The sequence below is a fragment of the Streptomyces anthophorae genome (assembly GCF_049310305.1).
Taxonomy (GTDB): Bacteria; Actinomycetota; Actinomycetes; order Streptomycetales; family Streptomycetaceae; genus Streptomyces.
The window spans coordinates 8,468,401-8,482,064 of record NZ_JBLWQQ010000001.1 but is presented as its reverse complement, the minus strand read 5'-3'; the positions used below and the strand labels follow the sequence as shown (position 1 = coordinate 8,482,064).

General features: G+C 71.7%; 11 protein-coding genes. 5 read left to right on the top strand and 6 right to left on the bottom strand.

The window, feature by feature from the left end; genetic code table 11:
• The first annotated feature begins 22 nt into the window (after nt 1-22).
• From ACNYS0_RS38620 to ACNYS0_RS38610, 3 genes are all read left to right on the top strand, one after another.
• On the top strand, nt 23-1,039 hold the full coding sequence (locus ACNYS0_RS38620) for a Gfo/Idh/MocA family protein (RefSeq protein WP_422480831.1): 1,017 nt from the start codon (nt 23-25) through the stop codon (nt 1,037-1,039).
• Nucleotides 1,036-2,061 carry a Gfo/Idh/MocA family protein gene (locus ACNYS0_RS38615; protein ID WP_422480829.1) on the top strand — a complete coding sequence of 342 codons (1,026 nt, stop codon included), beginning with the start codon at nt 1,036-1,038 and terminating at the stop codon, nt 2,059-2,061. Before ACNYS0_RS38620 ends, ACNYS0_RS38615 begins: the two co-directional genes overlap by 4 nt.
• 160 nt (nt 2,062-2,221) lie before the next feature.
• The gene (locus ACNYS0_RS38610; RefSeq protein ID WP_422405118.1) at nt 2,222-3,304 is read left to right on the top strand and encodes a mechanosensitive ion channel family protein; all 1,083 of its coding nucleotides are present in this window, start codon (nt 2,222-2,224) and stop codon (nt 3,302-3,304) included.
• A 5-nt stretch (nt 3,305-3,309) separates the two neighbouring features.
• On the opposite strand, the gene ACNYS0_RS38605 is transcribed toward ACNYS0_RS38610, so the two are convergent.
• Together ACNYS0_RS38605 and ACNYS0_RS38600 are read right to left on the bottom strand one after the other, a co-directional pair.
• Nucleotides 3,310-4,206, bottom strand: a complete 897-nt coding sequence (locus tag ACNYS0_RS38605) for an aminoglycoside phosphotransferase family protein (RefSeq protein ID WP_422480827.1) — start codon at nt 4,204-4,206, stop codon at nt 3,310-3,312.
• A gap of 95 nt (nt 4,207-4,301) precedes the next feature.
• Nucleotides 4,302-6,416, bottom strand: coding sequence for a phosphocholine-specific phospholipase C (locus ACNYS0_RS38600; RefSeq protein WP_422480825.1), 2,115 nt, complete (start codon nt 6,414-6,416; stop codon nt 4,302-4,304).
• A 148-nt stretch (nt 6,417-6,564) separates the two neighbouring features.
• Here ACNYS0_RS38600 and ACNYS0_RS38595 point away from each other — a divergent pair, with 148 nt between their 5' ends.
• Nucleotides 6,565-7,335 carry a DeoR/GlpR family DNA-binding transcription regulator gene (locus ACNYS0_RS38595; RefSeq protein ID WP_461859078.1) on the top strand — a complete coding sequence of 257 codons (771 nt, stop codon included), beginning with the start codon at nt 6,565-6,567 and terminating at the stop codon, nt 7,333-7,335.
• On the top strand, nt 7,332-8,675 hold the full coding sequence (locus tag ACNYS0_RS38590) for a 6-phospho-beta-glucosidase (protein ID WP_422480820.1): 1,344 nt from the start codon (nt 7,332-7,334) through the stop codon (nt 8,673-8,675). Before ACNYS0_RS38595 ends, ACNYS0_RS38590 begins: the two co-directional genes overlap by 4 nt.
• On the opposite strand, the gene ACNYS0_RS38585 is transcribed toward ACNYS0_RS38590, so the two are convergent.
• Genes ACNYS0_RS38585 through ACNYS0_RS38570 form a run of 4 tightly spaced genes read right to left on the bottom strand, consistent with a single transcriptional unit; the run spans nt 8,663 to nt 13,642 of the window.
• Nucleotides 8,663-10,123 (bottom strand): amino acid permease, encoded by a 1,461-nt coding sequence (locus ACNYS0_RS38585; protein WP_422480818.1) that lies wholly within the window; start codon nt 10,121-10,123, stop codon nt 8,663-8,665. The two genes, ACNYS0_RS38590 and ACNYS0_RS38585, sit on opposite strands and share 13 nt — an antisense overlap.
• A 35-nt stretch (nt 10,124-10,158) precedes the next feature.
• Entirely contained in the window at nt 10,159-11,160 is a 1,002-nt protein-coding gene (locus tag ACNYS0_RS38580; protein ID WP_422480816.1) for a proline racemase family protein, read from the bottom strand.
• Nucleotides 11,160-12,110, bottom strand: coding sequence for a dihydrodipicolinate synthase family protein (locus ACNYS0_RS38575; protein WP_422480814.1), 951 nt, complete (start codon nt 12,108-12,110; stop codon nt 11,160-11,162). The genes ACNYS0_RS38580 and ACNYS0_RS38575 overlap by 1 nt, the downstream gene beginning before the upstream one ends.
• On the bottom strand, nt 12,107-13,642 hold the full coding sequence (locus tag ACNYS0_RS38570) for an FAD-dependent oxidoreductase (protein WP_422480812.1): 1,536 nt from the start codon (nt 13,640-13,642) through the stop codon (nt 12,107-12,109). Before ACNYS0_RS38570 ends, ACNYS0_RS38575 begins: the two co-directional genes overlap by 4 nt.
• Between the last annotated feature and the right edge of the window lie 22 nt (nt 13,643-13,664).

Genomic DNA, 13,664 nt, shown 5'->3' with positions numbered 1-13,664 from the left:
CACCCCTCAGCAAAGGAGTTGCATGCCACACCTCGACGTGGGCCTGATCGGCGCAGGCGGTATCGCCCGCGCCCATCTGCCCGCCTGGACCGCCCTGGGCGCGCGCGTCACGATCCTGTCCACCGACGGGAACGCGGAGCAACTGGCCGCCGCATACTCCGAGTTCGACGTGACGGCGGTGCAGAGCCTGGCCGAGCTGCTCGACCGGTGCGCCGTCGTCGACGTGTGCACCCCCACGAACACGCACCGGCGGCTCGTCCTGGAAGCCGTCGCCGCGGGCAAGCACGTGGTGTGCGAGAAGCCGCTCTCGCTCGACGCCGGCGAGGCCCAGGAGATGGCCGACGCGGCGCGGGCGGCCGGTGTGCTGCTGTTCCCCGCTCACGTGGTGCGCTACTTCCCCGCGTACGCGGCACTCGCCGGCGCGGTCGCCGCCGGGGACATCGGGGCCCCGGCGGTGCTGCGGTTCACCCGGTCCGGGTGCTATCCGGTGTGGGCGCCGTGGTTCTCCGACCCCGCGCTGTCGGGCGGGATTCTCGTCGACCAGATGATCCACGACCTGGACTTCGCGCGGCTGCTCGCCGGTGACGTGGTGCGGGTGCACGCGCAGGTGCGCGGCAAGCAGGACGCGGGCGCGGTCGCGGGGGACGTCGCGACCGGCACCGCGGTCCTCACGCACGCCTCCGGCGCGGTCAGCCATGTGCTCGGTGTGTGGGGGCAGCCGGACCTGCCATTCCGGACGACGTTCCGGATCGCCGGGCCCGGCGGCATCCTGGAGCACGACTCGACCGCCCACCCCGGATTCCGGGTCCTCGCGCAGGGGACACGCCCGCTCGGCGAGGGCATCCCGGGCAGCCGGATGACGGAGAGCCCCTATCTGACGGAGCTGCGGGAGTTCGCCGCGGCCGTCCAGGGCGGGCCGCCGCCCCGCGTGACGGCGCGCGACGGCGTCGAGGCGGTGCGGATCGCGTGCGCCGCCGCCGAGTCCGCGCGCGCGGGCACACCCGTCGAACTGAAGGTGACCGAGGAGGCCGGGCTGTGAAGGGCGGGCGGGACATGAAGGTGGGTGTGCTGTCGTTCGCGCATGTGCACGCGGGCGGGTTCGCGCGGCAGCTCGCCGCCATCGACGGGGTGGAGGTGCTCGCGGCCGACCCGGACACGGATCTCGCGGCGCCGGGCGAGGTGCGGGGCAAGGACTTCGCGTCGCGGATCGGCGTCGACCACGTCGATACGTACGAGGAGTTGTTCGCGTGGGGGCCCGACAAGGTCGTGGTCTGCTCGGAGAACGTGCGCCACCGGGGGCTGGTGGAACGCGCCGCCGCGCACGGCGTCGACGTGCTGTGCGAGAAGCCGCTCGCCACGACGCCCGAGGACGGCGCGGCGATGGTCGAGGCCTGCCGGGCCGCCGGGGTGCGGCTCGCGGTGGCGCACCCGGTGCGGTTCAGCCCGGCCTATCTCGCGGTGCGCGAGGCGGTGCGGGCGGGCACGACGGGTGAGGTGCTCACGGTCGCGGGCGCCAACAACGGCTACATGCCCGGAGACAGGAGCCGCTGGTTCACCGATCCCGAACTCTCCGGCGGCGGCGCCGTGATGGACCACACCGTCCACGTCGCGGACCTCCTCGACGACCTCTTCGAAGGCTCCCCCGCGCGCTCCGTCTACGCGCAGACCAACAATCTGCTGTACGAGGGACGAGCCGACGTCGAGACGGCCGGCCTGCTCACCGTGACGTACGCCAACGGGGCCGTCCTCACGCTCGATTGCAGCTGGAGCCAGCCGCAGCACCATCCGGCGTGGGGCGGGCTCTCGATGCAGGTCGTCGGGGAGCGGGCGGCGCTGGAGATGGACGCCTTCGACCAGAAGGTGTACGGCTTCAGCGAGAGCGCGCGGGCGGCAGTGGAACTCCCGTACGGCGTCGACCTGGACGCGCTGATGCTGCGGTCCTTCCTGTTCGGGGAGGGCCCGGTGGACGTGACCGACGGCGCGGCCGGTCTTCGCGCGGTGCGGATCGTCGCGGCGGCGTACGAGTCGGCGCGCACCGGGCGGGTCGTCGACATCACGTAAGGGGGCGGCAACGGAGTTGGGGACCGGGTGCGAGAGAGTTGTGCAGAATAGGTGAGGCTCCGGCCCCCCGCCCCTGTCCCCGACCGAGCAGGTACCACGTGACCACACATCACATATCCGTCCCGACCACGGCGTTCGGCCCTCGTGCGGGAGGTGCCCGATGAATCGCGGCATCGAACTCCACGACCTGATTTTCGCCGGTGTCGCCCTCGTCGGCGGCCTGCTGGCGGGGCTGCTGCTGCGCACCCTGCTGCGCTGGCTCGGCGTGCGCGCCGGGCAGACGCGGTGGGCCGGTGACGATGTGATCGTGGACGCGCTGCGCACGCTGGTGCCGTGGGCGGCGGTCGCGGCGGGCGCCGCCGTGGCCGCCGAGGTGCTGCCGCTCACCCCGCGTACGGGGCGGAACGTGAACATGGCGCTCACGGCGCTGCTCATCGTCGTGGCGACGCTGACGGCGGCGCGGGTGATCACGGGTCTGGTGCGGGCGGTCGCGCAGTCCCGTGCGGCGGTGGCCGGTTCGGCGACCATCTTCGTGAACATCACGCGGGTCGTGGTGCTCGCGATGGGCTTCCTGGTGGTGCTCCAGACGCTCGGGATCTCCATCGCGCCGCTGCTCACCGCCCTGGGTGTGGGGGGTCTCGCGGTGGCGCTCGCGTTGCAGGACACCCTCGCCAACCTGTTCGCGGGCGTGCACATCCTGGCCTCCAAGACGGTGCAGCCCGGTGACTACATCCGGCTGAGCAGCGGCGAGGAGGGCTACGTCGTCGACATCAACTGGCGCAACACGGTGGTGCGGCAGCTCTCCAACAACCTCGTGATCATCCCGAACACGCAGCTGTCGGGCACGAACATGACCAACTTCAGCCGCCCGGAACAGGAGATGACCCTCACCGTGCTCGCCGGGGTCGGCTACGACGTCGACCTGGAGGAAGTGGAGCGGGTGACGGTCGAGGTCGTCACCGAGGTGATGAAGGAAGTCGAGGGCGCGGTGCCCGAGCACGAGCCGCTCGTGCGCTTCCACACCTTCGGCGACTCCCGGATCAGCTTCAACGTGATCCTGGGCGTCGGCGAGTTCAGCGACCAGTACCGGATCAAGCACGAGTTCATCAAGCGGCTGCACGCGCGCTTCCGCGACGAGGGCATCCGCATTCCGTCGCCCGCGCGGACGGTGGCGCTGACGCAGGGCAGCCCGGCGGTCGTCATCCCGCAGCAGCGGGACGCGCCGGTCGCGCCCTCCCGGTAGGCCCGTCAGGTGCGGGCCGCGTCCGCGAGGATCTCAGCGACCACGCGGGACGCCGTCCGCACCATGAACGGGTTGGAGTCCCGGTAGTACGCCAGCTCGTGCACCGCGATGGTCAGCGCCCAGCCGCGCCCGCGCACCCACGCGTCGTCGTCGACCGCCGCGGCCTCCTGGAAGATGTGCCGCTCCGGCCCGCCCAGGACGTACCAGGCGGTGATCAGGTCGACGGCCGGGTCTCCGGTGCCCATGCACCCGAAGTCGATGACGGAGGCGAGCCGGCCGTCGTCCGACACCAGGAGGTTGCCGGGCTGAAGGTCCCCGTGCAGCCATACGTCGCGGGCCGCGCCCGGGGTGCGTACCGCCTCGTCCCAGATCGCGAGGGCCGCCGCGGAGTCGATCGTCCCGTCCAGACGGCGGATCACCTCGCGGGTTCCGTCGGCGCGTTCGGCGAGGGGCCGGCCGCGGTAGGACTCCGGCGCGCCGGTGGTGTCGATGGCGCGCATCGCCGTGACGAAGGCCGCCAGGTCCTCGGCCAGCGCCGCGGGCCGGGCCGGCCGCCCCACGGCCGGGTTCTCGCCGGGCAGCCAGCGGTGCACCGCCCACGGCCACGGGAAGCCGTGTCCGGGCTCCCCCTCGGCCACCTGCTCGGGCACGGGCACCGGCAGCCGGGCCGCGAGGTAGGGCATCCACTGCCGGGCGCCCGCCAGTTCGGGCACGACGCCGGGCACGCGCGGCAGCCGGACCACCCACTCGTCGCCGAGCCGGTACAGGACGTTCTGCGTGCCGTGCGAGTCGACGTACTTCAGGGGCAGCTCCGCCCACCGCGGGAACTGCTCGTCGACCAGCGCGCGGACGAGGCCCTCGTCGATGTCCGGCTCGTCCTGGTGCAGCTTGCGAACGCCCATGGTCACCTTTCGCGGGGACGGACTTCCTGGCCGGGCCGAGCGTAGCCACGCACGCCCGGCCCGGCGATCGGTTTTCCCCGCATGTCTCCCGAGGGTCAGCCGGAGACCGAGGGCCGCCCGTTCTCGATGTGGCCCATCAGGCGGCGCGCGAAGTCGGGCTCGTCCTCGCAGCGCACGATCAGGTCGTACCAGCCGTGGGACTTCGCGGCGGGGTGCGTCACGGTGGTGCTGTCGCCGGGCGCGACGCGGACCTGGCGGGTGAGCGGTGCGGCGTCGGCCGCGCGAACGTAGGCCTGCGGACGGACGGTGAACACCTTGGGCTCGGTGCCGTGGTTGGCCAGGGTGATGCGCAGTTCGCGGGTCTTGGCACGGACGGACGAGGTGACCTCGGCGGTGGACGCGGCGAGGCCCGCGAACTCGCGGCGGAAGCCGCCGGGCCCGGTGACGGTGAACCGGTAGCGGTCCTTGGCCGGTGTCACGCTCAGGGCGCGGGTGCCGGAGACGTCCCGGTGCTGCGGTACGTCGAACTCGCCCTCGTAGGGGTAGAGCGCGAAGTGGGCGCTGGCCGCACCGGTGTTGGAGAGGGTGACCTCGATGTGGCCGTCGTTCAGGCGTGCGTACGCGTCGGTCTGGTACGGCAGCGGGCGCGCGGGCCGGGTGCCGGGCTCCTGCACGGGCATCTTCTGGTCGGCGGGCGGGACCGGCCGCCAGCGGGCGCTCGCCGGCGGCACCGGGCCCGGGTACTCCACGGCGGGCTGCTTCTCGGCGGTGTCGAAGTCGAACGCTGAGGTCAGGTCGCCGCAGATGCGGCGGCGCCACGGTGTGATGTTCGGGTCCTCGATGCCGGTCCACTTCTCCAGGAAGCGGTTGACGGAGGTGTGGTCGAACAGCTCGGAGCACACATAGCCGCCCACCGACCAGGGCGAGATCACGAGCATCGGCACGCGTATGCCGAGCCCGGTGGGCTGTCCCTGCCACCACTCGTCGGGGTCGCCCGGCTCGGGCACGGGCGGCGGGACGTGGTCGAAGAAGCCGTCGTTCTCGTCGTAGTTGATGAGCACGACGGTCTTGCGCCACACGTCGGGGTGCGAGGCCAGTGCGTCGAGCACCTTGTACGGGACGCTGGCGCTCGCGGCGGGCACGGAGACGCTGGGGTGCTCGGAGTCGACGGCGGAGGGCACGAGGTAGGAGACGGCGGGCAGCTTCCCGGCGGCGACGTCGGCGGCGAACCGCTCGGCCAGGGTGCCGGTGGGCACCCGGCGCAGGGCCCGCTCGAACAGGCTGCGCTCGGCCGCCGTGAGGACGTCGACCCCCTCCTCAAGGAGTCCGAGCAGCCGCTCCCGCTCGGCCGTGTCCCCGGCGTCGTCCGCCTTGCGGACCAGGGCGTAGAACGACTCCATGTACGTGTGCCCGCCGGTCCTGGCCAGCGCCTTGCGGGCGACCGCCTTGAAGGAGGCGTAGAACTCGATCTGGTTGTCGGTGAAGTTCTCCCACTCGGTGTACGTCTGCCAGCTGCGGCCCTCCTTCTCCAGGAGTTCCGGATACGTGGGCCAGTCGTAGCCCTTGTGGGTCCCCTCGTCGTAGGCGCCGTTGCCGATGGCGCGCCCGCCGCCCGGCTCGTCGCCGGAGTTGCCGCTCCACAGGTAGTTGCGGTTGGGGCTGGTGGAGCTGTGCATGGAGGAGTGGTAGGCGTCGCAGATGGTGAAGGTGTCGGCGAGCTCGTACTGGAGCGGGATGTCGGAGCGGTCGTAATACGCCATGGTCGCCGCGGTCTTGGCGGAGACCCACTGGTTCATCCAGCCGTTGTTCCAGGCCTTGTGGCCGCCGTTCCAGTCGTGGTTGAGGGCGTCGATGTACTGAAGGTCGTGCTGCTGTGCCTCGGCGGCCGCGCGCACGGAGAACGGCAGGACTCTCTTCAGGCCGTCCGGCTGCTCGAACACCGTTTTGCCGTCGGGGAGTCGGACGGCATTGCGGTCGCCGAAGCCACGGACGCCGCGCAGCATGCCGAAGTAGTGGTCGAAGGACCGGTTCTCCTGCATGAGGATCACCACGTGCTCGATGGCGTCGAGCCCGCCGGCCGGCGGCTCGGCGGCCAGGGCCCGCTGGAGCGAGGGCGGCAGCAGGGATCCGGCAGCCGCGGCGCCGACCGCGCCCGCGCCGAGGGCGAGCGCACGGCGCCGGGACACGGGGCGGGAAAGGGGATCGGTCATGTCGGCGACTCCTGGGTTCGAGGGCGAAGACGGACGGTACGCAGGGACGCTACGAGTGCGGACGGTACGGATGGTGAGCACCGGATGAACTCATGTCGGCACCACACAATCAAGCTCTGGACAAATGTGAGCATGGAATTGCTTGAATGTGACGAGTAGTGTGCGCCGCATGCTGGCAGAGCGACGACACCACCTGATCCTGCGTGCGCTGCGCTCCGGTGGGCCCGCGTCCGTCGCCGAGCTCGCCGAGCAGCTCACCGCGAGCCCGGCGACCATCCGCCGCGACCTGGTGAAACTGGAGGAGGACGGCCTCCTCACCCGCGTCCACGGCGGCGCCGTCGTCGAAGAGGGCGACCAGCCCTTCTCCGAGGTCGCCCAGGTACGGGTCGCCGAGAAGGACACCATCGCCGAGCACGCGGCGTCCCTGATAACCGACGGCCAGTCCGTCCTCCTCGACATCGGTACGACCGCGTACCGGCTCGCCCGGCGGCTGCACGGCCGCCGCCTCACCGTCATCACCAGCAACCTCGTGGTGTACGAGGAGCTGGCCGACGACACCGGCATCGACCTGGTGCTGCTCGGTGGCATGGTGCGCCGCGAGTACCGCTCCCTGGTCGGCTTCCTCACCGAGGACAACCTGCGCCAGCTGCACGCCGACTGGCTGTTCCTCGGCACCAGCGGCGTCCGCCCGGACGGGCAGGTGATGGACACCACCGTGGTGGAGGTCCCGGTCAAACGGGCCATGATCGCGGCGAGCGACCGCACGGTCCTCCTCGCCGACTCCTCCAAGTTCCCCGGCACCGGCATGGCCAAGGTGTGCGGCCCCGACTCCCTCGACGTCCTCGTGACCAACTCCTCCGCCCCGGCGCCGACGTGCGCCGCGCTCACGGAGGCCGGCGTGAAAGTAGTGCACGTATGAAACTGACGATTCTCGGCGGCGGCGGATTCCGGGTGCCGCTCGTGTACGGGGCCCTGCTCACCGACCACGCGGAGGGCCGCGTCACCGAGGTCGCCCTGTTCGACCTCGACGGGCAGCGCCTCGACGCGATCTCCCGGGTCCTTGCCGAGCAGGCCGAAGGGGTGCCGGACGCGCCGAAGGTCACCGTCACCACCGACCTCGACGAGGCGGTGCGCGGCACCGACTTCGTGTTCTCGGCGATCCGGGTGGGCGGCCTGGAGGGGCGCGCGGCGGACGAGCGGATCGCGCTCGCGGAGGACGTCCTTGGCCAGGAGACGGTCGGCGCGGGCGGACTCGCGTACGGGCTGCGCACGCTCCCGGTCGTCGAGGAGATCGCGCGGCGGGTCGCGGAACTCGCCCCGGACGCCTGGTTCATCAACTTCACCAACCCCGCCGGCCTGGTCACGGAGGCGCTCGCGGACCATCTCGGCGACCGCGTGATCGGCATCTGCGACTCCCCCGTCGGTCTCGGCAAGCGCGTGGCGCGCGCCCTCGGTGCCGACCCCCGGAACGCGTGGGTCGACTACGTGGGCCTCAACCACCTCGGCTGGCTGCGCGGGTTGAAGGTGAACGGCCGCGACGAACTCCCCCGCCTCCTGGCCGACGACACACTCCTCGGCTCCTTCGAGGAGGGCAAGCTGTTCGGCACGGAATGGCTGCGCGAACTCGGCTCGATCCCCAACGAGTACCTGCACTACTACTACTTCAACCGCGAGGCGGTGCACGCCTACCAGGAGGCGGAGGCGACCCGCGGCGCGTTCCTGCACGAGCAGCAGTCCCGCTTCTACGACCGGATGCGCGACCCGGCGGCCCCGCCGCTCAAGACGTGGGACGCGACGCGGGCCGAGCGCGAGGCCACGTACATGGCGGAGAACCGGGAGGCGGCGGGCGCGGGCGAGCGCGACGAGCAGTCCCTCACCGAGTCCGGCGGCTACGAGAAGGTGGCGCTCGACCTGATGCGGGCCATCGCCCGCGACGAGCGCACCACGCTGATCCTCAACGTCCGCAACCGCACGACCCTTTCGGCCCTCGACGCCGACGCCGTGATCGAGGTGCCGTGCCTGGTCGACGCCAACGGGGCGCACCCCGTCGCCGTCGACCCGCTTCCGGGGCACGCCACGGGTCTCGTGACCTCGGTGAAGGCGGTCGAGCGTGAGATCCTCGCCGCCGCCCGCTCAGGGTCGCGGGCGACGGCGGTGAAGGCGTTCGCGCTGCACCCGCTGGTGGACTCGGCGAACGTGGCGCGCCGCCTGGTCGACGCGTACCGGGAGGCACATCCGGGCCTCGCCTACCTGCGCTGACCCTCCCGGTGCTCGACCGAGTTCCGGTACCCGTACGCCGCGTAGACACCTACGCCGATCAGCATCCACACCGCGAACCGGACCCAGGTCACCCAGTCCAGGTTGCTGATCAGCCACACGGAGAACGCGACGCCGATCGCCGGAACCCACGGCACCAGCGGCGTACGGAAGGAACGCGGCAGATCGGGCCGGGTCTTCCGCAGCACGACCACGGCAATGGCCACCACGATGAACGCCATCAGGATGCCGATGTTGGTGAGGTCGGCGGCCTCCCGGATGGGCAGGAACCCGGCGATCAGCGCGGACCCGATCCCGACCGGCCAGATCACCCGCGTGGGCACGTGCCTGCGCGGGTGGTTGCGCGCGAAGTAGCGCGGCAGCAGCCCGTCGCGGCTCATCGAGTACCAGACCCGGGACACCGCCAGCATGTTGGCGAACGCCGACGTGGTGATGCCGATGACGGCACCCACCGCCACGACGAGCCCGAGCCCGCCGAGCCCCACCGCCCCCAGCGCACTGGAGAACGGACTGGCCACATCGATGTCCCGATAGTTCTGCATCCCGAGCAGCACCACACACACCGCGAGATAGATGAACGCGGCGATGCCGAGCGAGACGATGATGGCCTTCGGCAGCACCTTCTTCGCCTCGGCGCTCTCCTCGGCGGCCGCGCTCATGGCGTCGTACCCGTAGACGGCGAAGAACGCGGTGGCGGCCCCGGTGAACGCGCCGCCGACCCCGTAGGGCAGAAAAGGCGTGTAGTTACCGGACTTGATGTGAAAGGCCCCGGCGACGACCACGAGCGCGACGATGCCGAGCTTCACGACCACGAGGACGGTCTCGAACCGCGCCGACTCCTTCGTCCCCCGGGACAGCACGAAGGCGAGCAACAGACACAGAAGCAGCGCGAACAGGTCGACGCGATGCCCGGATCCGGTGCCGGGGGCACCGAGCATCCAGGTCGGCACGTCGATGCCCACATGTTCCAGGATGTACGAGAAGTACCCGGACACCGCGATGGCGACCACGGCCACGATCGCGGTGTACTCGAGCAGCAGGTCCCAGCCGATGGCCCAGCCGACGAACTCGCCGAGCGCGGCATAGGAGTAGGTGTAGGCGGAGCCCGCCTTCGGGATGGTGCCGGCGAACTCGGCGTAGCAGAGGGCGGCGGCGCCGCTGGCCACGATGGCGACGAGGAACGAGAGCATCACGCCGGGCCCGGCGTCCTCATGGGCGACGACGCCGGCCAGCGAGAAGACACCCGCGCCGACCAGGCCGCCGAGGCTGAGGGCGACCAGCTGCCACAGGCCCATGGTGCGGCGCAGTCCGCCGCTGGTCTCCTCCTCCGAGTCGTCCACGGGCTTGAGGCGGAAGATCCCGGCGCGCGAGAGGAGTCCCCCGTCGGGCCCGGCCGGGTCGCGGGGTGGGTTGGTTGTCGTACGGGACACGGTGACTCCTGAGAGGTGTGCGCGGCCCTGGCGTGTCAGAGCACGAAGCCGTGCGGGAACGGGTCGCTCGGGTCGAGGAGATAGTTGGCCGTGGCGGTGATCCAGGCACGTCCGGAGAACTCCGGTACGACGGCGTTCAGTCGACCGACCGTCGCATCGCCGACGAGCCGCCCGGTGAACCGGGTCCCGATGAAGGACTCGTTCACGAACTCGGTGTGCAGGGGCAGCTCTCCGCGCGCATGCAGCTGCGCCATGCGGGCCGAGGTGCCGGTGCCGCACGGCGAGCGGTCGAACCAGCCGGGCTGGATCGCCATGGCGTTGCGGGAGTGCCGGGCGGTCGAGTCGGGGGCGAGGAACTGCACGTGCTTGCATCCGCCGATGACCGGGTCGAGCGGATGCCGGGGCCGGTTGTGCTCGTTGATGGCGTCGGAGATGGCGAGCCCGGCCTTGAGGATGTCGTCCTTGCGGGCCCGGTCGAAGGGCAGGCCGAGCTGGTCGAGTTCGGTGATGGCGTAGAAGTTCCCGCCGTACGCCATGTCGTAGCGGACCTCGCCGTAGCCGGGCACCTTCACGGTGGCGTCGAGTTCGAGCGCGAAGGAGTCCACATTGCGCAAGGTGACCTGCTCGGCGACCCCGTCACGCACAGCCACCCGCGCCTCGACGAGTCCGGCGGGGGTGTCGAGCCGTACGACGGTCTCCGGCTCGCTCACTTCCACCATCCCGGTCTCCACGAGCACGGTGGCGACGCCGATGGTGCCGTGACCGCACATCGGTAGGAAGCCGCTGACCTCGATGTACAGGACACCCCAGTCCGCGTCGGGGCGGGTCGGCGGCTGGAGGATGGCACCGCTCATCGCGGAGTGCCCACGCGGCTCGTCGACGAGGAACCGGCGCAGCTCGTCGAGGTGTTCCATGGCATACGTACGCCGCTCGGCCATGGTGTCACCGGGGATGGGCCCCACGCCGCCGGTGACGACGCGGGTGGGCATGCCCTCGGTGTGCGAGTCGACGGCGCTCAGCGTGCGCACGGACCGCATCAGATGTTCCCCTTCTCCAGTGCGGCGACGGCACGGGCCATGTCCGCCTCGACCTGCTCCCTCATCTCGGGCAGCAGCGCACCGCGCGGCGGCCGGCAGGGCCCGCCGAACCGGCCGACCTGCTCCATCCCCAACTTGATGGCCTGCACGAACTCGGTGCGCGAGTCCCAGCGGAAGGCGGCGACCAGCGGCTCGTACAGCGCCCGTGCCTCCTCCAGCTTGCCCGCGAGCGCCAGGTCGTAGAGCCGGGCGGACTCGGCGGGAAACACGTTCGGGAACCCGGCGAACCACCCGGTGGCCCCCATCAGCAGGCTCTCGAGCACCACGTCGTCGGCCCCACTGATGATCTCCAGCGACGGGGCCTTCTCCTTGATCTCCAGCACCCGCCGCACATCACCGGAGAACTCCTTCACGGCGACGATGTTGTCGATCCGCGCGATCTCGGCGAGCAGATCCGGCGTGAGATCGACCTTCGTGTCGAAGGGGTTGTTGTAGACCATGACCGGCAGCCCGACCGAGGCAACGGCTTCGAAGTGGTCGATGACATCACGGGAGTTGGCACGGTAGAGGGTGGGCGGCAGGCACAGCACACCGTCGGCGCCGTCCTCGGCCGCGACCTCGGCCCAGTGCTTCGCCTGATGGGACCCGACACCGTGCACACCGACGATGACGACACCGTCGTCCCCGACGGCCTCGATGGCGGTACGGGCGACCTTCCGGCGCTCCTCGTCCGTGAGGGACGAGTACTCGCCGAGCGACCCGTTCGGGCCGACGCCGCGGCACCCGTTGTCGACGAGCCAACGGCAGTGCTCGGCGTACCGGTCGTAGTCGACGGCGAGCCCGGCGGGCGCGGAGGCGTCCTCGGAGTAGGGCAGGGCGGTGGCGACGACGACGCCACCGAGACCCGGACCAGTGGTGGAGTCCTTCTTCTGCTGCTTGCTGTCACTCATGAACTACTCTCTTCTGTCGGGGAGTTGCTGGGGTCCGTGAAAGTGCTCTCGGGAGTGGTTTCGGGGGTATTGACGGGGGCTGCGGTGGGCGCGGCGGCCGCCAGATCACCCAGCCGGACGGGCCGAGCGATGGGCCGCCGGTGCTCGCTGGCCGGGGGCAGGCCTTCGATGTCACGGTCGCCGCCCCCGGGCCCGCGCAGCCTCGCACCGATCTCGGCGACGGTGGGCCCGCACATCCGGGCCTGGCAGGGCCCGAGTCCGGCGCGGGTGGCGAGCTTGGCGGCGCGCGGGGCGGCGGTGGACTCGTCGGCGGCGGCGCGGCACACGGTGGCGTAGTCCGTCTCCTCGCACCGGCACACCACGGTCTCGGGCCGCATCCATCCGGTCCAGCCCGCCCCGATGGGATGCGCGCGGGCAAGACGGGCGGCGAAGGCGCGCCCCTGGTCACGGCTGGTCCGCAGCCGACGCACCGTGGCGGTGTTCCGGTTTCCGCCCGCGGCCAGCCACCCGGCGAGCGCCCCTTCCACGCGCGCGGCGGGCGCACCCGCGATGCCGGTGATCTCTCCGGCCGCGAACACATCAGGACAGGTGGTGCGCTGGTCACCATCGACGTCGACGAACTCCCCCGCCGGGGTGGCGCGCAACGCGCACCCAGCAGCGACCGGCAGCTCCAGCTGTGGACTGAACCCGTGCGACACGCACACGGCGTCGACGGCCACGGTGCGCTCACTGCCCGGCACGACCGACCAGTCGGCGCGCAGCCGCGCGGTGACGACCTCCTCCACACACCCGTCCCCGCGCGCCTCGACGACCGTACGTCCGGTGCGGCACGTCACGCGCCCCCGGGCCAACAGCCCTGCGTACTCGGCGAGTTCGGCAGCCTTTCCGGCCTGCGCCGCCAGCTCCCAGGGCCGCCGCCCCCAACCGCGTGCGAGCGTGCCTGAGGTATTGGCCTCCAGCACTTCACGCACCCGCGCCCCGGCCTCGATCAGCGACGCGGCCACCGGCAGCAGGAACGGCCCGCTCCCGGCCACGACCACCTGGTCGCCGACCACCACCCGCTCCCCCTTGGCCAGCGCCTGCGCGGCGCCCGCGGTGAACACGCCGGGCAACTCCCAACCGGGGAACGGCAGTACGCGGTCGTGGGCGCCGACCGCGAGCACCAGCGCGTCGGGGTCGAGCGCCTGGCGCTCCCGGCCGCCCCCGTCGACCGGCCCGCGCAGCACGTGCACGCGCGGCGGTCCCGGATCCGCCGGACCGGGCCGTTCCAGGGCCCATACGGCGGTCTCGGACCACCAGGCGCAGCGCGGGTGGGCGAGGACCCGGCGGCGGCGTGCGTCGAAGGCACGCCAGCCGTGGTGGAGGCGCTCGGGCCGTTCGGCGGCGTAGGCCTCGGGGAGCATCCGGTGGTACTGGCCGCCGGGCTGTTCGGCCTCGTCGATCAAGGTGACCCGGGCGCCCGCGCCGAGCGCGGCGTCGGCGGCGGCGAGCCCTGCGGGCCCCGCGCCCACGACCACTACGTGGCGTGTCATGTGGCCTCCGTCGGGGTGGGGT

Excerpts from the sequence above, each read along its gene's own strand:
- ACNYS0_RS38575 (WP_422480814.1), bottom strand. The coding sequence starts at position 12,110 with ATGAGTGACAGCAAGCAGCAGAAGAAGGACTCCACCACTGGTCCGGGT.
- ACNYS0_RS38605 (WP_422480827.1), bottom strand. The coding sequence starts at position 4,206 with ATGGGCGTTCGCAAGCTGCACCAGGACGAGCCGGACATCGACGAGGGC.
- ACNYS0_RS38600 (WP_422480825.1), bottom strand. The coding sequence starts at position 6,416 with ATGACCGATCCCCTTTCCCGCCCCGTGTCCCGGCGCCGTGCGCTCGCC.
- ACNYS0_RS38570 (WP_422480812.1), bottom strand. The coding sequence starts at position 13,642 with ATGACACGCCACGTAGTGGTCGTGGGCGCGGGGCCCGCAGGGCTCGCC.
- ACNYS0_RS38620 (WP_422480831.1), top strand. The coding sequence starts at position 23 with ATGCCACACCTCGACGTGGGCCTGATCGGCGCAGGCGGTATCGCCCGC.
- ACNYS0_RS38590 (WP_422480820.1), top strand. The coding sequence starts at position 7,332 with ATGAAACTGACGATTCTCGGCGGCGGCGGATTCCGGGTGCCGCTCGTG.
- ACNYS0_RS38580 (WP_422480816.1), bottom strand. The coding sequence starts at position 11,160 with ATGCGGTCCGTGCGCACGCTGAGCGCCGTCGACTCGCACACCGAGGGC.
- ACNYS0_RS38610 (WP_422405118.1), top strand. The coding sequence starts at position 2,222 with ATGAATCGCGGCATCGAACTCCACGACCTGATTTTCGCCGGTGTCGCC.